We start from the raw sequence: 16011 nt of genomic DNA, 5'->3' as shown, positions 1-16011 counted from the left end.
GGGGCGAGTCCATCGATTACACCGGGACCGCGTGAGGCTCTAGCGCAGCACGCCCTCTTCCACCAGCAGCTTGAGGATGGCTTCGGCGCCTTCCTGTGGAGAAACGTCCTTCAACACCTTGCCACCGCCGCCACTGGCCTTGGCCGTCGCCGCCTTCATCCGGTCGGCACCGCTCTTGGCCTTGATCACCTTAAGCCGCTTGGGCCGTGGGCGGGCTGGTTGCAGTTCGGCTTCGGCCAGCAGTTCGTCTTCGACGATAGCCACGTTACGCGCCGCCAACACACCCCGACGCGCCGGCCCGAAAGCACTCTGGCGCGGCTTGGGCGCGGCGTTATCCACAGTCGCCAGCAACGGCAGGCGCACCTTCAGCCGACGCCGCTGACCGCGCGGCAGCGCCTGCAATACCTGGGCGGTGCCGTTGTCGATCGACTCCACTTCAGCCAACCCCACAATCAGCGGCCAGCCGAGCTTTTCGGCCAGCAGGAACGGCAACATGCCCGACCCTTCGCCGGTCTCGGCCTGGCTACCGGTCAGCACCAGCTGTGCCCCGGCATCGCGCAGGTAATCCCCGAGCACGCCCAGCACGTCGGTACCGGCCGGCTGCTCCAGCACGTCCAGATGGTCCAGGCCCATCCCCAGGTAGGCGCGCAGCGCCTCTTCCCGGGGGTCGCCGGCATGCACCACCTGCAAGTTATCCCCAGCCAGCTGCAAACCCAGCTCCACGGCGCGCGCATCCTGCTCGGCGCGGCGAGCGCGGCCGGAGCTGGGGTGGGCACCGATGGAAACCAGGCTGATCACTTTCGTACTCATGCTCGTGCCCTTATGCCGCGTCGCGCTGGCCGCCGCTGCGGTAGTTGTCCACAGCCTCGATCAGCGCCTGGAGAATCGCCGAACTGTCGCCAATTACCGACAGGTCGGCCCGTTTGATCATGTCGCAGCCCGGGTCCATGTTGATCGCCACCACCTTGTCGCAGGCGCCGATGCCCTGCAGGTGCTGGATCGCACCCGAGATACCCACAGCCACGTAGACCCGCGCGGTAACCCAGGTACCGGTGGCACCCACCTGACGGTTGCGCGGCATGAAGCCGTCGTCCACCGCCACACGCGAGGCGCCTTCGGTGGCGCCAAGGGCCGCAGTGGCCTCGTGATACAGGTCCCAGTCCTTGACCCCGTTGCCGCCCGAGACGATGAACTCGGCTTCGGCCATGGCAATGGTGGCCGGGTCCACGGCCACCGAACCGAGGTCTTCGATGCGCGACAGGCTGCGCGCCACGCTTGTGGACAACTCCACGGGCAGCGCTTCGTGACGGGTTTCGCTGACCGGCTCGGCGCACTCGGCCGCCGCCAGGATCAAGCGTGGTACGGCGCGCTGCAGGTCTTGCTGGCCGGCACCGGCACGGCCGATGCACTGGCCGTCCTTGACCTGCCATACCCGCGTCGCCGGGCGCTCGCCCAGTGCCGCGCCCAGGCGCCGGCCCAGTTCGCCACCACCGGTGCGGCTGTCGGGCAGCAGCCAGTGGCGCGGGGTGAACTGGTTATCCACAGCCCGAAGGCCTTGTACCAGTTGCTCCGGTGCATAACCTTCGAAAGCCTCGCCTTCGATGACCAGCAGGCGGTCGACCCCGGCTGTGGAAAAGTTGCTTTCCTTGTGCTCGCCAAACACCACTGCCAGCACCGCACCGTCGTTGCCGGCCAGGCTGTGGGCAAGGCCGAGCAGGTCGCGGTCGTGGCTGCTCAGGCGGCCACCGACCATGTCCGGCACCACGGCAATGTAGAACGCCGGCGCCGGCACCTGGTGCAGAGGCAGCTTGACTTCAGCCGCCGCCGTGCGCCGCCCGCCCACGGCGGTGCCCTGTTGGGCGCCGCTGCGGTCGATGCGCTTGATGCCGGCCGGGCCAATGAAGCCTGCGGCAATCGCGTGGGGGTTCTTGCGGATGAGGCCGTTGGGCCCCATCCAGCTGGTCTGCTGCGTCTGCATCGCTGCATGCAGCGGGTGCAGACGGTTACGGGCGATCCACTCGGCGCGTGGGTCGCGGCGGATAATGTCGCTCATCAGTGCACCTCCGCTGGTTCACGTTTGGCCGTTTGCGGCTTTGGGGCAGAGGGCGCGTCCTCTTCGATCAGTACGTCGGCCACCAGTTCGGCCAGGTCCTTGATCTGCGGGCGCGGTTCGACCACACCTTCGAGCATGGCGGTGCACTGTGGGCAACCCACAGCTACCAGCTCGGCCTCGGTCTCCCGGATGTCGTCCATGCGCATGTCCGGGATACGCTGCTTGCCAGGGATGTCGGTGATCGGCGCACCGCCGCCACCGCCGCAGCAACGGGAACGGAAGCCCGAGCGCTGCATCTCGCGCACTTCGATACCCAGGGCCTTGAGCACGGCACGCGGAGCTTCGTACTCGCCGTTGTAACGGCCCAGGTAGCACGGGTCGTGGTAGGTGACACTGCCGCCCTTGTGCTGGCCGAGGTTGAGCTTGTTGGCCGCGATCAGTTCGGCGATGTAGGTGCTGTGGTGCTGCACCTGATAGTCGCCACCCAGGGCGCCGTACTCGTTCTTCAGCACATGGAAGCTGTGCGGGTCGCAGGTGACGATGCGCTGGAACTTGTACTTGCCCAGGGTCTGGATATTGCGTTTGGCCAGTTGCTGGAAGGTCGCTTCATCGCCCAGACGACGCGCCACGTCGCCGCTGTCGCGCTCTTCCAGGCCGAGCACGGCAAAGTCCACGCCCGACGCCTTGAGCACTTTGACGAACGAGCGCAGGGTGCGCTGGTTGCGCATGTCGAAGGCGCCGTCACCGACCCAGAACAGCACCTCGGTGGTTTTCACCTCCGACAGCAGTTGCAGGTTGAGGTCGGCGGCCCAGTTCATGCGCCCGCCAGGGGCGAAGCCGCCCGGGTTGTCGGTAGCGATCAGGTTGTCCAGCACTTCGGCGCCCTTGTTCGGGGTGGCGCCTTTTTCCAGGGTGAGGTGACGGCGCATGTCGACGATGGCATCGACGTGCTCGATCATCATCGGGCACTCCTCGACGCAGGCACGGCAGGTGGTGCACGACCACAGCGTTTCGGCGTCGACCAGGCCATTGACGATCGGCTGGTGCGGGTGGCCGCCATGCTCACCGATCGGTTTGCCCGGGTATGGGCTGCCGGCGAACTGCGCATCGGTGCCACCGGCCAGGCCGATGACCATGTCCTGGATGAGCTTTTTCGGGTTCAGCGGCTGGCCGGCGGCAAAGGCCGGGCACATGGCTTCGCATTTACCGCACTGCACGCAGGCATCGAAGCCCAGCAGCTGGTTCCAGGTGAAGTCCACCGGCTTTTCCACGCCCAGCGGCGCGTTCGGGTCTTCCAGGTCCAGCGGCTTGAGGCCGGTGGAACGGCCGCCGCCGAAGCGTTCGGCGCGACGGTGCCAGGCCAGGTGCAGGGCACCGGCGAAGGCGTGTTTCATCGGGCCGCCCCAGGTCATGCCGAAGAACAGCTCCGACACGCCCCACAGCACGCCCAGGCCCAGAATGCCCACCATCACCCAGCCACCGGTGTTGGCCGGCAGGATGCCGGCGACCGGCAAGGTGGCGATGAAGAAGCTCACGGCAAACGCCAGCAGGCTCTTCGGCAGGCGCATCCACGGGCCCTTGGACAGGCGCGAAGGCGGGTTGAGGCGGCGCTTGAAGACGAAGATGGCGCCGCTGAACATGATCACCGTGGCCACCAGCAACGCGTAGCCGAGGATCTTGCTCTGCAGGCCGAAGCCGTGCACCAGGATCGCCAGCACGGCCGACAGCACGAAGCCGCCAGCGGTGGCCACGTGGGTCTTGGACATGTACTTGTCGCGCTCGACCACATGGTGCAGGTCCACCAGGTAGCGGCGCGGCATGGCCAGCAAGCCGCCGATCAGGTTGACCTTGGACGGCCGGCCACGCCGCCACATGCGCACCCGGCGCAGGGCGCCGAGCACTGCCAGGCCAAGGGCAGCGAACAGCAGGATAGGTAGAAGGGTGTTCAACATGGGAGGCTCCCACAACAGCGGTTGCAAGGGGTTCAGGCCCCTGGAATCCTGCACCGGCCCTGTGGGAGCGGGCGTGCCCGCGAATGCGTCAGATCAAACAACTCTGTTGTTCATGCTTACGCTTTCGCGGGCACGCCCGCTCCCACAGGGGCCGGTGTGTGCCGACAGTGCGATCAGAAGTCCTTGCACAGGCGCAAGGCGTCGTAGATCGCCGCATGCACGTTGCGCTGGGCCACGCAGTCGCCGATGCGGTACAGCAGGTAGCCTTCGCCCGGCTGGCTGAGGATCGGCTGTGGCTTGATGGCGAACAGTGCCTCCACGTCGATCTGGCCTTTGTTGCGCGAACCTTCCTTCAGTGCGTAGTACAGCTGCTCGTCAGGACGCACGCCGTTCTCCACCACCACCTGGTCGACCACACGCTCTTCCTTGGCGCCGGTGTATTCGTTTTCCAGCACCGCCACCAGCTTATCGCCTTCGCGGTAGACCTTTTCCAGCATCATGTCGCCGGTCATGATCACTTCTTTCGGGTACATGCTGCGGTAGTAGGTCGGGAAGGTAGTACCGCCCATGGCCACACCCGGCTTGATGTCATCGGTGACGATCTCGACCTGGCTGCCCTTGTCGGCGATGAAGTCAGCCACCGACATGCCGGTGAACTCGCAGATGGTGTCGTACACCAGCACGTTCTTGCCCGGCGCAACCTTGCCGTCGAGCACGTCCCAGCTGCTGACCACCAGCCCTTCGGCGGCGCCCCAGTGCTCGTTCTGCTCCAGGAAGGAATGCCCACCCACCGCCAGCACGATGATGTCCGGGCGCAGGTCCTGGATGGCAGCCACGTCGGCGGCGGTGCCCAGGCGCAGGTCGACCTTCAGGCGCGCCAGCTCCAGCTGGTACCAGCGAGTGATACCGGCGATCTGGTCGCGCTGCGGGGCCTTGGCGGCGATGGTGATCTGCCCGCCGATCTGCTCCTTCTTCTCGAACAGGGTCACATCGTGGCCACGTTCGGCAGCCACGCGGGCCGCTTCCATGCCGGCCGGGCCGGCGCCAACCACCACCACCTTGCGCTTGGCGCCGGTGGTCTTCTCGATGATGTGCGGCACGCCCATGTATTCACGGGAGGTCGCGGCGTTCTGGATGCACAGTACATCCAGGCCCTGGTACTGGCGGTCGATGCAGTAGTTGGCACCGACGCACTGCTTGATCTGGTCGATCTGGCCCATCTTGATCTTGGCGATCAGGTGCGGGTCAGCCATGTGCGCACGGGTCATGCCGACCATGTCCACGTAGCCGCCTTCGAGGATACGCGTGGCCTGGTTCGGGTCCTTGATGTTCTGCGCGTGCAGCACCGGGACCTTGACCACTTCCTTGATGCCGGCCGCCAGGTGCAGGAATGGCTCCGGCGGGTAGCTCATGTTCGGGATTACGTTGGCCAGGGTGTTGTGGGTGTCGCAACCCGAACCGACCACGCCGATGAAGTCGAGCATGCCAGTGGCGTCGTAGTAGGCAGCGATCTGCTTCATGTCCTCGTGGCTGAGGCCATCGGGGTGGAACTCGTCGCCACAGATACGCATGCCCACGCAGAAGTCGTCACCGACTTCGGCACGCACGGCCTTCAATACTTCCAGGCCGAACTTCATGCGGCCCTCGAAGGTACCGCCCCATTCGTCGGTACGCTTGTTGACCCGCGGGCTCCAGAACTGGTCGATCATGTGCTGGTGCACGGCCGACAGTTCCACGCCGTCCAGGCCACCTTCCTTGGCGCGGCGGGCAGCTTGCGCGTAGTTGCCGATCACGCGCCAGATCTCTTCCACCTCGATGGTCTTGCAGGTGGCGCGGTGCACGGGTTCACGGATACCAGACGGCGACATCAGGGTCGGCCAGTTGAAGCCGTCCCAGCGCGAGCGACGGCCCATGTGGGTAATCTGGATCATGATCTTGGCGCCATGCTTGTGCATGGCGTCGGCCAGGTTCTGGAAGTGCGGGATGATGCGGTCGGTCGACAGGTTGACCGACGCCCACCACTCCTGCGGGCTGTCGATGGCCACCACCGACGAGCCGCCGCAGATCGCCAGGCCGATACCGCCCTTGGCCTTTTCTTCGTAGTACTTCACGTAGCGGTCGGTCGTCATGCCGCCGTCAGTGGCGTAGACCTCGGCGTGCGCGGTGCTGAGCACACGGTTGCGGATGGTCAGTTTGCCGATCTGGATCGGCTGGAACATTGCTTCGAATGCCATGACGCTATCTCCGGCTTACAACGGCTTTGTGACGAACAGGCCATCTTCGTGGCCTTCTTCCGACCCGCCATAGACCTGTTCGGCCACAGTGCGGATCGAGCTGCCGCGGGCAGCGAGAATCTGGTCCATGGCGCCGGCGAACCAGCCGGTGAACATGTAGTCGACCTTGCGGCCGCACTTGCCATAGACGTACACGAACGCGGAGTGCTTGAGCTTGACGCTGCAGGTGCCCTTGTCGAGGTCGATGTCCTGGATTTCGAACAGGCCCCAGCCGCGCTGGCTCAGGCGCTTCATGTAGTGCTCGAACACCGCTACGCCTTCCAGGCCATGGCACTCGGCTTCTTTTTCACACCAGTGCCAGGCGGACTTGTAGCCGGCCTTGTAGAGGATCTCGGCGTACTTGTCGGCGCCCAGGACTTCTTCGATGCCCATGTGGTTGTTGACGAAGAAATGGCGCGGCACGTACAGCATCGGCAAGGCGTCGCTGGTCCAGACACCGGTCTCGCTGTCTACTTCGATTGGCAATTGCGGGGCGATCTTGGCCATGGAAACTCAACTCCATAAAATTTTTTATTGGGATGCCCCGGCGTTGCTGGCAGGGGCTTTCAGGCTTGGAGAGCGGCTTACTCGCCCCACACGTCCTTGAGGACGTTGACCCAGTTCTCACCCATGATCTTGCGCACCACGCGCTCGGAGTGGCCGCGCTTGAGCAAGGTTTCGGTGAGGTTGGGGAATTCGCCCACAGTGCGGATGCCCAGCGGGTTGATGATCTTGCCGAAGTTGGTCAGGCGACGGGCGTAGCCCTTGTCGTGGGTCAGGTATTCGAAGAAGTCCTGGCCGTGGCCCTGGGTGAAGTCGGTACCGATACCGATGGCGTCTTCACCGACGATGTTCATGGTGTACTCGATGGCTTCGGCGTAGTCGTCGATGGTGGAGTCGATGCCCTTGGCCAGGAACGGCGCGAACATGGTCACGCCGACGAAACCGCCGTGGTCGGCGATGAACTTCAGTTCTTCATCCGACTTGTTGCGCGGGTGCTCTTTCAGGCCCGAAGGCAGGCAGTGCGAGTAGCAGACTGGCTTTTTCGATTCGAGGATGACTTCTTCGGAGGTCTTGGAGCCGACGTGGGACAGGTCGCACATGATGCCGACGCGGTTCATTTCGGCAACGATCTCGCGGCCGAAGCCCGACAGACCGCCATCACGCTCGTAGCAGCCGGTGCCGACCAGGTTCTGGGTGTTGTAGCACATCTGCACGATGCCCACGCCCAGCTGCTTGAACACGTCGACGTAGGCGATCTGGTCTTCGAAGGCATGGGCGTTCTGGAAGCCGAAGAGGATGCCGGTCTTGCCCAGCTCCTTGGCCTTGCGGATGTCGGCGGTGGTGCGTACCGGCATCACCAGGTCGCTGTTATCGCGGATCAGCTTCTGGCTGGCGGCGATGTTGTCGACGGTAGCCTTGAAGCCTTCCCAGACCGACACCGTGCAGTTGGCCGCAGTCAGCCCGCCTTTGCGCATGTCCTCGAACAGCTCGCGGTTCCATTTGGCAATGATCAGGCCGTCGATGACGATGCTGTCGGCGTGAAGTTCGGCTGGGCTCATCAGGCTGTCCCCTTTTATTGAATGGGTTTGCGCCAAACCTTATTGCCGGCGCTTTGGGGCCAGCATATGCCTGTGCCCAAAGGCGCCCCGATGCAAAAACGACAGGGGGTTTGCCGAAAGCGTCAATGCGCGACATCGCGCCCTCTGGCGCGCCGTCTGGCGATGAGAGACAGTCTCGATAACGACATTTCCGGCCGTTTCATGAACATTTCTTCAGGGAGCTATCGTCTTGTCAGCGGCTGAGCGAGAATCCAGCCGATTCGTCAGCCTTGTTGAGGAGAAAACGGATGAAATCAATGGCATGGCTGGTATTGCTGGCTGTCGTATCGGGCGCCCAGGCCGGCGAGGAAGAAAGCACCCCGTGCGACAACGTCGAGACCGACCAGCAGACATTCGCTTGCGCGGCGTTCAACAAGCAGACGGCCGAGCGTGAACTGAAGTCGGCGTATGACGACCTGATACAGCGCATTCGCGACCAGTACGCCGACGAAGGTGACAAGGCCGATGCCCTGGCCGGGCGCATGGAGGCGGCCGAGAAACTGTGGGCGCAACTGCGCGACGCCGACTGCAAGGTCGAAACCTACGCCGAGAAGCCGGGCAGCAAGGCGTTCGAAGCGGCGTGGAACACTTGCGTGGCACAGCGCAGCGATGACCGCTCGGAGTACCTGCAGTCCATCGGCCAGCAGTAAGGGAGTTCCTCGGCAGGAAAGGCTTTCGGCTTATCTGTCTTGACGATCCGAACCAAAGTGCGTCCCAGGCGCCTCACCCGAGGTGCCGATGATGAACTCGATCGGAAACCAAGACATGACCTCCACTATCAGCAAGACCGACATGAACAGCGCCATTGCCGCCCTGAAGAAAGAAGGCGAAGAACGCGCCGTCATGGTTGCCAACACCGTCTGCATCTTTGCCCCGGATGTACCCGCCAGCGTTGCCGAAGACGTGCTCGATGGCATGCGCCTGATGAACCTGTCGGCGAACAAGAAGTTCGACAAGGAAACCCAGCAACGCGAGTGGTACAACTTCTACAACGACGGCCTGGGCAAGTTCGGCTGGACGCTGACCGGCGCCGCCCATGTCGAAGAAGCAATCGACAAGGACACCCACACGCTGGCCACCCTGGTGCCGCAGATCGTCACCGTCCAGATCGGCGCCAGCCACCGCCTGAGCCGCTGCGTAAAACGCTCCTTCGAAGTGATCGTGCAAACGCCGAAGGCACAGCAACTGCTCGAAGAAAGCAGCGTAAGCGTTTCGGGCAAATCCAGCACCATTCAGATTTCGGCTTGCGAGATGACACCTCAAGGCCTGCCGATCATGCACATGACCAGCGTTCAGCTGAGCTATGACAAGGCTGAAAAAACCGCAGGTTCCGCTGGCCGCATCATCGACAAGTCGAACACCCGGGTATACCGGGCCTCGCAGCAGGGCTCGTTCAGTGTTCGCCACTTCGACGCCATGCGTGATGCCGTCAGGACGAAGCTGGCCAACCAGGCGTTCGACATCCTGGCACTGGACATCTGACCTGCACCTGGCGCCGCATAGCGGCGCCAGGTTCCCCTTCCTAAGCCTGCAGCGAGGGCCACAAGCATGCCCACCAAACCTGCCAACCAACCCTGGGAAGACCTTCATGCCTGCCTGCGCCTGGCGCAACTGGAGGCCAACCAGGTTCACGATCGCCAACAGGATGGCCAGCGCTGGTTCAACCGTTTTCTGCAGGGCCTGGAATACAGCGGTGTCGAACTGATCGAACGGACAACGAAAAGCATCAACTGCGTACCCACGGATGCTGTGTTTCAAGACGTCTTCAACGGCTGGATTCCAGCGCCCCAGCGTCGCAACCTCAAGTTCGAGCGGGTAGCCAACGACATACTTAATGGCTTGAAACAGCCAGACCTCGCCCTGCTGCGCAGCACTTCGGCCAGCTCGCACCTGCGCATCGAATTTGATCTGGATGACAGCGCCAGCCCGCTGGCGATCATCTTCAACCTGTGCTGTTCGACCGACCCGGATGCCCCACGTACGCGCCTTGCCCTGCAACTGGACCACATGGGCGCGAAACTCGACGCCCGGGCTTTCGAGGCGCGGCGAGTACAGGTCGAAAACCGCCTGCAGGCGCATTCTGACCTCGATCAGTTGTGATCCGGCAGCTGTGGCTTGAGCGCCTGACGTTCTTCACGCGGACAGCGCCCAAAGCGTCTTTTGTACCGGCGGGTGAAGTACGACGGCAGCTCGAAACCACATGCCACGCTGACCTGCGTGATGCTCATCTGCGTCTGACACAGCAGCTGACGCGCCTTGTCCAGACGCAGGTCAAGATAGAAGCCACTGGGCGTATCATTCAGGTACAAGCGAAACAGGCGCTCCAGTTGACGCCTGGTGATCATGGCACGGGCGGCCAGCTCCAATGTGCTCAACGGTGGCTCGGTATGCTTTTCCATCTCGCCGATCACCTGCACCAGCTTGCGGTTGCTGATGCCATAGCGTGAGGCGATCTGCATCCGCTGATGATCCTGCCGCGGCCGAATACGGCCCAACACGAATTGCTCCGAAACCTGCACCGCCAGCTCGCTGCCATGGGATTGCGCAATCAGGTCGAGCATCAGGTCGATCGAGGCAGTACCGCCCGCACAGGTGATGCGCCGCCGGTCGATTTCGAACAGTTCCTGGGTGGCCTGCAGGCTCGGGTAGTTCTCCTTGAACGCCTCCAGCGCCTCCCAGTGCACGGTGGCGCGGTGGCCGTCGAGCAGGCCGGCCTCGGCCAGCACCACCGCGCCGGTATCGATGCCACCCAGAACCACCCCCTCATGATCCAGGCGGCGTAGCGCCTGCTGCAGCGCTGGCCCATAACAGGCCAATGGCTCGAAACCGGCGACGATCAGCAGGATGCCACCAGGCTCGCCCGCCGCCAGCGCTGCATCGGCGTTCACCGACATGCCATTGCTGGCCTGCACCGCCCCACCGTCCAGGCTCAATACCTGCCAGCGATACAGCGGGCCCTTGAAACGATTGGCCACCCGCAGTGGCTCCAGGGCGCTGATGAAACCCATGGCCGAGAACCCGGGCAACAACAGGAAGTGAATGATTTGCGGCATTGCATGCTCCACGGCAAAGGTGGTCGCCTCCGTGCAAATGTTGGTCGCCAGGGTGCGATTTTCCACCCTGACAGCAGCGTAGCTTCTTCATACGGCCCAGAGAGGTCGACCCCCAATAACAATATGCACTGCCGATGGAGAGCCACCATGCACAGCTTGATCCGCCGCAGCCTGTTGACCCTTGCCCTGAGCAGCATCGCCACTTCCCCACTATTCGCCGCCGAGCCTGCGGCCTGCAAGAACGTCCGTCTGGGCGTGGTCAACTGGACCGACGTCATCGCCACCAGCGCCATGGCCCAGGTGCTGCTCGATGGCCTTGGCTACCAGACCAAACAGACCAGCGCCTCGCAGCAGATCATCTTCGCCGGCATCCGCGACAAACGCCTGGACATGTTCCTGGGTTACTGGAACCCGATCATGACCCAGACCATCACCCCGTTCGTCGACGCCAAGCAGGTCAAGGTGCTCGACAAACCCAGCCTGGAAGACGCCCGCGCCACCCTGGCAGTGCCCAAGTACCTGGCCGACAAGGGCCTGAAGACCTTCGCCGACATCCACAAGTTCGAAAAGGAACTGGGCGGGAAAATATACGGCATCGAACCGGGTTCCGGCGCCAACACCCAGATCAAGGCGATGATCGCCAAGAACCAGTTCGGCCTGGGCAAGTTCCAGCTGGTCGAGTCCAGCGAGGCCGGCATGCTCGCCGCCGTCGACCGCGCGGTGCGGCGCAACGAAGCCGTGGTGTTCTTCGGCTGGGCACCGCACCCGATGAACGTGAATATCGACATGGTCTACCTGGGCGACAGCCAGGACGCCCTGGGCCCGGACGAAGGCCGCGCGACAGTGTGGACGGTGACCGCGCCGGACTACGCCGAACGCTGCCCCAACGCCCACCGCCTGCTGGCCAACCTGAACTTCAGCGCCGAGGACGAGAGCCGCATGATGCAGCCGCTGCTCGACCACAAGGATGCACTGGAGTCGGCCCGCCAGTGGCTCAAGGACCACCCCGAGGACAAGGCCCGCTGGCTCGAGGGTGTGACCACCTTCGATGGCAAGCCGGCTGCCGACAACCTCAACCTCACTGCCAACTGACAGGCCTCTTTCGCAGCACAAGGCTGCTCCTACAGGTACAGCGCAAAGGTCAAGGTCTGCGCAGCCCCTGTGGGAGCGGGCGTGCCCGCGAAAAGGCCACAACGGTTACCACAAGGAACCAAGCCATGAACCACGACGTCATCATCACCTGCGCCCTCACCGGCGCCGGCGACACCGCCTCGAAAAGCCACCTTGTTCCAGTCACCCCCAAGCAGATCGCCGAATCTGCCGTAGAGGCCGCCAAAGCCGGCGCCACCGTGGTCCACTGCCACGTGCGCGACCCGCAAACCGGCCGCTTCAGCCGTGACGTGGCGCTGTATCGCGAGGTCATGGAACGCATCCGCGAAGCCGACGTGGACATCATCGTCAACCTTACCGCGGGCATGGGTGGCGACCTGGAAATCGGCCCGGGTGAAACACCGCTGGAATTCGGCCCGGGTACCGACCTGATCGGCCCACTGGAACGCCTGGCCCATGTCGAAGCGCTGTTGCCGGAAATCTGCACGCTCGACTGCGGCACCCTCAACTTCGGCGACGGCAACTCGATCTACGTCTCCACTCCGGCGCAACTGCGCGCCGGCGCCAAGCGCATTACCGAGCTGGGGGTAAAAGCCGAGCTGGAAATCTTCGACACCGGCCACCTGTGGTTCGCCAAGCAGATGATGAAGGAAGGCCTGCTCGACGACCCGCTGTTCCAGCTGTGCCTGGGCATCCCGTGGGGCGCGCCGGCCGATACCACCACCATGAAGGCGATGGTCGACAACCTGCCGGCCAACGTCACCTGGGCCGGGTTCGGCATCGGCCGCATGCAGATGCCGATGGCCGCCCAGGCGGTGCTGCTGGGCGGCAACGTGCGGGTGGGCCTGGAGGACAACCTGTACCTGGACCGTGGCGTGCTGGCCAGCAACGGCCAGTTGGTCGAGCGCGCGGTGGAAATCATTTCGCGCCTTGGCGCCCGTGTGCTGACCCCGGCCGAAGGCCGGGAAAAGATGAACCTCAAACGCCGCTGACACTTTCAGGAGCCCAACATGACCTTCATCACCGAGATCAAGACCTTCGCTGCCCTGGGTAGTGGCGTGATCGGCAGCGGCTGGGTCGCGCGCGCCCTGGCCCACGGGCTGGACGTGGTCGCCTGGGACCCGGCGCCAGGCGCCGAGCAGGCGTTGCGCAAGCGCATCGCCAACGCTTGGCCGGCACTGGAAAAGCAAGGCCTGACCCCAGGCGCTTCACAAGACCGCCTGAAGTTCGTTACCACCATCGAGGAATGCGTCCGCGACGCCGATTTCATCCAGGAAAGCGCCCCTGAACGCCTGGACCTGAAGCTCGACCTGCACGCAAAGATCAGCGCTGCCGCCAAACCCGACGCGATCATCGGTTCCAGCACCTCGGGCCTGCTGCCCAGCGAGTTCTACGAGTCGGCCACCCACCCCGAGCGCTGCGTGGTCGGCCACCCGTTCAACCCGGTGTACCTGCTGCCGCTGGTGGAAATCGTCGGCGGCAACCGCACCGTCCCCGAGGCCATCGAAGCTGCCAAGACCATCTACACCGCCCTGGGCATGCGCCCGCTGCATGTACGCAAGGAAGTGCCCGGATTCATCGCCGACCGCCTGCTCGAAGCCCTGTGGCGCGAGGCCCTGCACCTGGTCAACGATGGCGTGGCCAGCACCGGCGAAATCGACGATGCCATCCGCTTCGGCGCCGGCCTGCGCTGGTCGTTCATGGGCACGTTCCTCACCTACACCCTGGCCGGTGGGGACGCAGGCATGCGTCACTTCATGGCCCAGTTCGGCCCGGCGCTGCAGCTGCCGTGGACTTACCTGCCGGCACCAGAGCTGACCGACAAGCTGATCGACGATGTGGTCGAAGGCACCTCCGAGCAACTGGGCGACCGCAGCATCGCCGCGCTGGAGCGCTATCGTGATGACACCCTGTTGGCAGTGCTGGAAGCGGTGAAGACCAGCAAGGCCAAGCACGGTATGGCTTTCGGCGACTGAGGAGACCGCGATGCCCGCACTGATCACCTACCGCACTCCAGTCCAGGAGGACTGGGTCGACTATAACGGGCACCTGCGCGATGCCTTCTACCTGCTGATCTTCAGCTACGCCACCGACGCGCTGATGGAGCGCATCGGCCTGGATGCCGACAGCCGCGGCCAGAGCGGTAACTCGCTGTTCACCCTGGAGGCGCACATCAACTACCTGCACGAAGTGAAGCTGGGCACCGAGGTATGGGTGCAGACGCAGATCATCGGCTTCGACCGCAAGCGCCTGCATGTCTACCACAGCCTGCACCGGGCAGGGTTCGACGAAGCGCTGGCGGCCAGTGAGCAGATGCTGCTGCATGTAGACCTGGCGGGGCCGAAGTCGGCGCCGTTCAGCGATAACAGCACCGCTCTGCTTCGTCAGTTGGCTGAAGCCTGTCGCACTCTCCCGCCCCCCCAGTATGTGGGCCGGCTGATAAAGCTAACGACGTAACTTCGTGAAGGATGCGCCAAGGGTCCGCGTTCAAGGGTAGAAGTTCTCGATGACCGTCCTGCGTTCATTGAACCTTCGCGCCGTGTCGCCATGCAGGGGGTCACCAACCGGCACCCCCTCATTGATCACCTGAGGGTTGGAAAAGTAAGGTATCGCGCCATGCGAAGTCACCATTTGAGTATGAAACTTGGGGGCTTCATGACGGTAACCGAACGCATACGGGGGCACGTTCCAGCTCTCTTCTTCAGGCCATTTGTGCATGGCCCCCAGGTTGTGGCCCAGCTCATGCCCGAGCGCCCCGAAACAGCTCACCACCGAGAAGGCTCTGGTTTTTTGCGCATTGAGATTGGCCACGCCACAGACTGACGAGACTGTAGATAACATCGAGACCAGGTCCGCTCGATGCACCTCCCTGTGAGGATCAATCAACTTGCCCAGAGGCTCAGTTGCCTTCATGTCTGCAAGCTGCTGGGAATAGGTCTTGTCTGCTTCGTCATACGGAGCATCGTAATAGCCCGCCAGTTCGAAATTAATCGGTACGAGGCTGTTGATCATGTATTGGTTGGCATCTTGCAACGCAAGCGCCAGTTTCGCCCGATGCGCTGGATGAGCGGCTCTGGATTGGTTGGTGGTTACGAACAATACCCTGATGTTGCTGGAGGTCGACTCAGCAGACGCCGCGTCTTGCAGCAGCTCAACCGCGTCGGGATGATCCAGGACGGGCTCGGCCAACGGTGGCAGGCGGGCAGGGTCAAGCGTGAGCAGAGCATGTTCCCCGGCCCCCACAGGTTCAATTCGGTAGAACTGGCCGTCGACGTTGATATTGCCAACCAGGCCGTTGTCATAGCGTACCAGCGACACCCAATCGAATGGGCCCGCAGGCGCCGTTGAGGACGCCCGCCCAACCCAACCCAGCATGTCGAAGCCGACCTCGGATGTCCTCAGCAGATCAAAGTGCACTGTATGCCCAGTTGGAAGGGGAATAGATAGCGACTTGGTTTTCGCCGTCACCCGGTCAAACCTCACATCGACGAGGCGAATTTCCTTGATGGCGCGTTCATCTGGGTGGAGCTTTCTGGAAGAGGAATCACCAGGCGGCGGTGGCGAAGCCTTGGAGTTCAGCACAGGCTTGGAAGTGAACAGTATGTTCGACTCTTCTGCATGCCCGAAGGTTTGGTGCTCTGATGCCATCGTTTCTATCGGCAGCGAAAGAACCATCAGGAGCAAACTGGTTTTGAATGGATTTTGCATCGGCATTGCCATCGTTGGGGAATGAGCTCCCACTACAACCCCGGCAAGACGTTGCCACAACGCGTAGAACTACTAGTAGGCGGGCAAAAAAATAACCCCGGAAAGCCGTGAGCATCCGGGGCCAAGAGCGAGCAACATCCACTGTGCACGAAGGAGGGTGACCAAACCCTCCGTTGCGGTAGATGGCTTGAGTTTGCGCACTTCCCGGCAGGTGGATTTAGCCGGGAACGACCTGTTCTTAGCCAAAGCAGCCATGGCGCC

The 16011-nt window shown here is 63.2% G+C and carries 15 protein-coding genes; 7 read left to right on the top strand and 8 right to left on the bottom strand.

The features are described 5' to 3' along the window. Positions 1–39: 39 nt before the first annotated feature. The 6 genes from B2790_RS23470 to B2790_RS23445 form a co-directional block, all read right to left on the bottom strand. Entirely contained in the window at positions 40–810 is a 771-nt protein-coding gene (locus tag B2790_RS23470) for an electron transfer flavoprotein subunit beta (protein ID WP_286919885.1), read from the bottom strand. A gap of 10 nt (positions 811–820) precedes the next feature. Then, positions 821–2053, bottom strand: coding sequence for an electron transfer flavoprotein subunit alpha/FixB family protein (locus B2790_RS23465; protein ID WP_286919884.1), 1233 nt, complete (start codon positions 2051–2053; stop codon positions 821–823). Then, entirely contained in the window at positions 2053–4005 is a 1953-nt protein-coding gene (gene dgcB / locus B2790_RS23460) for a dimethylglycine demethylation protein DgcB (protein WP_286919883.1), read from the bottom strand. The genes B2790_RS23465 and dgcB overlap by 1 nt, the downstream gene beginning before the upstream one ends. A 173-nt stretch (positions 4006–4178) precedes the next feature. Then, positions 4179–6239 carry a dimethylglycine demethylation protein DgcA gene (gene dgcA, locus B2790_RS23455; protein WP_025337383.1) on the bottom strand — a complete coding sequence of 687 codons (2061 nt, stop codon included), beginning with the start codon at positions 6237–6239 and terminating at the stop codon, positions 4179–4181. Positions 6240–6254: 15 nt separating this feature from the next. Beyond that, positions 6255–6785 carry a DUF5943 domain-containing protein gene (locus B2790_RS23450; protein ID WP_013970507.1) on the bottom strand — a complete coding sequence of 177 codons (531 nt, stop codon included), beginning with the start codon at positions 6783–6785 and terminating at the stop codon, positions 6255–6257. A gap of 77 nt (positions 6786–6862) precedes the next feature. Next, positions 6863–7840 (bottom strand): dipeptidase, encoded by a 978-nt coding sequence (locus tag B2790_RS23445; protein ID WP_003257506.1) that lies wholly within the window; start codon positions 7838–7840, stop codon positions 6863–6865. A 287-nt stretch (positions 7841–8127) separates the two neighbouring features. On the opposite strand from B2790_RS23445, the gene B2790_RS23440 reads away from it, so the two are divergent. The 3 genes from B2790_RS23440 (at position 8128) to B2790_RS23430 (ending at position 9979) form a co-directional block, all read left to right on the top strand. Further along, a complete protein-coding gene (locus B2790_RS23440) occupies positions 8128–8529 on the top strand; it encodes a lysozyme inhibitor LprI family protein (RefSeq protein ID WP_085664132.1) in 402 nt (133 codons plus the stop codon). Between the two features lie 115 nt (positions 8530–8644). Further along, positions 8645–9361, top strand: coding sequence for a hypothetical protein (locus B2790_RS23435; protein WP_286919882.1), 717 nt, complete (start codon positions 8645–8647; stop codon positions 9359–9361). Positions 9362–9427: 66 nt separating this feature from the next. Continuing rightward, the gene (locus tag B2790_RS23430) at positions 9428–9979 is read left to right on the top strand and encodes a hypothetical protein (protein ID WP_286919881.1); all 552 of its coding nucleotides are present in this window, start codon (positions 9428–9430) and stop codon (positions 9977–9979) included. Here B2790_RS23430 and B2790_RS23425 read toward each other — a convergent pair. Next, a complete protein-coding gene (locus B2790_RS23425) occupies positions 9970–10932 on the bottom strand; it encodes a GlxA family transcriptional regulator (RefSeq protein WP_286919880.1) in 963 nt (320 codons plus the stop codon). The genes B2790_RS23430 and B2790_RS23425 overlap by 10 nt on opposite strands. A 147-nt stretch (positions 10933–11079) precedes the next feature. On the opposite strand from B2790_RS23425, the gene choX reads away from it, so the two are divergent. The 4 genes from choX to B2790_RS23405 all read left to right on the top strand — a co-directional run bounded on the left by choX (position 11080) and on the right by B2790_RS23405 (position 14499). Further along, on the top strand, positions 11080–12024 hold the full coding sequence (choX, locus tag B2790_RS23420) for a choline ABC transporter substrate-binding protein (protein ID WP_013970502.1): 945 nt from the start codon (positions 11080–11082) through the stop codon (positions 12022–12024). A 125-nt stretch (positions 12025–12149) separates the two neighbouring features. Then, on the top strand, positions 12150–13034 hold the full coding sequence (locus tag B2790_RS23415; RefSeq protein ID WP_046614490.1) for a 3-keto-5-aminohexanoate cleavage protein: 885 nt from the start codon (positions 12150–12152) through the stop codon (positions 13032–13034). An 18-nt stretch (positions 13035–13052) separates the two neighbouring features. Beyond that, the gene (locus tag B2790_RS23410; RefSeq protein ID WP_286919879.1) at positions 13053–14018 is read left to right on the top strand and encodes an L-carnitine dehydrogenase; all 966 of its coding nucleotides are present in this window, start codon (positions 13053–13055) and stop codon (positions 14016–14018) included. A gap of 10 nt (positions 14019–14028) precedes the next feature. Beyond that, complete coding sequence (locus B2790_RS23405) at positions 14029–14499, top strand: thioesterase family protein (protein ID WP_286919878.1); 471 nt, start codon at positions 14029–14031, stop codon at positions 14497–14499. A gap of 30 nt (positions 14500–14529) precedes the next feature. On the opposite strand, the gene B2790_RS23400 is transcribed toward B2790_RS23405, so the two are convergent. After that, the gene (locus B2790_RS23400) at positions 14530–15750 is read right to left on the bottom strand and encodes a zinc-dependent metalloprotease family protein (protein ID WP_286919877.1); all 1221 of its coding nucleotides are present in this window, start codon (positions 15748–15750) and stop codon (positions 14530–14532) included. Positions 15751–16011: the final 261 nt, after the last annotated feature.

It is taken from the genome of Pseudomonas sp. UBA6753, assembly GCF_002453565.1.
Classification (GTDB): domain Bacteria; phylum Pseudomonadota; class Gammaproteobacteria; order Pseudomonadales; family Pseudomonadaceae; genus Aquipseudomonas; species Aquipseudomonas putida_Z.
This window is presented reverse-complemented; position numbering and strand designations above follow the sequence as displayed.

Excerpts from the sequence above, each read along its gene's own strand:
- B2790_RS23470 (WP_286919885.1), bottom strand. The coding sequence starts at position 810 with ATGAGTACGAAAGTGATCAGCCTGGTTTCCATCGGTGCCCACCCCAGC.
- B2790_RS23465 (WP_286919884.1), bottom strand. The coding sequence starts at position 2,053 with ATGAGCGACATTATCCGCCGCGACCCACGCGCCGAGTGGATCGCCCGT.
- dgcB (WP_286919883.1), bottom strand. The coding sequence starts at position 4,005 with ATGTTGAACACCCTTCTACCTATCCTGCTGTTCGCTGCCCTTGGCCTG.
- dgcA (WP_025337383.1), bottom strand. The coding sequence starts at position 6,239 with ATGGCATTCGAAGCAATGTTCCAGCCGATCCAGATCGGCAAACTGACC.
- B2790_RS23450 (WP_013970507.1), bottom strand. The coding sequence starts at position 6,785 with ATGGCCAAGATCGCCCCGCAATTGCCAATCGAAGTAGACAGCGAGACC.
- B2790_RS23445 (WP_003257506.1), bottom strand. The coding sequence starts at position 7,840 with ATGAGCCCAGCCGAACTTCACGCCGACAGCATCGTCATCGACGGCCTG.
- B2790_RS23440 (WP_085664132.1), top strand. The coding sequence starts at position 8,128 with ATGAAATCAATGGCATGGCTGGTATTGCTGGCTGTCGTATCGGGCGCC.
- B2790_RS23435 (WP_286919882.1), top strand. The coding sequence starts at position 8,645 with ATGACCTCCACTATCAGCAAGACCGACATGAACAGCGCCATTGCCGCC.
- B2790_RS23430 (WP_286919881.1), top strand. The coding sequence starts at position 9,428 with ATGCCCACCAAACCTGCCAACCAACCCTGGGAAGACCTTCATGCCTGC.
- B2790_RS23425 (WP_286919880.1), bottom strand. The coding sequence starts at position 10,932 with ATGCCGCAAATCATTCACTTCCTGTTGTTGCCCGGGTTCTCGGCCATG.
- choX (WP_013970502.1), top strand. The coding sequence starts at position 11,080 with ATGCACAGCTTGATCCGCCGCAGCCTGTTGACCCTTGCCCTGAGCAGC.
- B2790_RS23415 (WP_046614490.1), top strand. The coding sequence starts at position 12,150 with ATGAACCACGACGTCATCATCACCTGCGCCCTCACCGGCGCCGGCGAC.
- B2790_RS23410 (WP_286919879.1), top strand. The coding sequence starts at position 13,053 with ATGACCTTCATCACCGAGATCAAGACCTTCGCTGCCCTGGGTAGTGGC.
- B2790_RS23405 (WP_286919878.1), top strand. The coding sequence starts at position 14,029 with ATGCCCGCACTGATCACCTACCGCACTCCAGTCCAGGAGGACTGGGTC.
- B2790_RS23400 (WP_286919877.1), bottom strand. The coding sequence starts at position 15,750 with ATGCAAAATCCATTCAAAACCAGTTTGCTCCTGATGGTTCTTTCGCTG.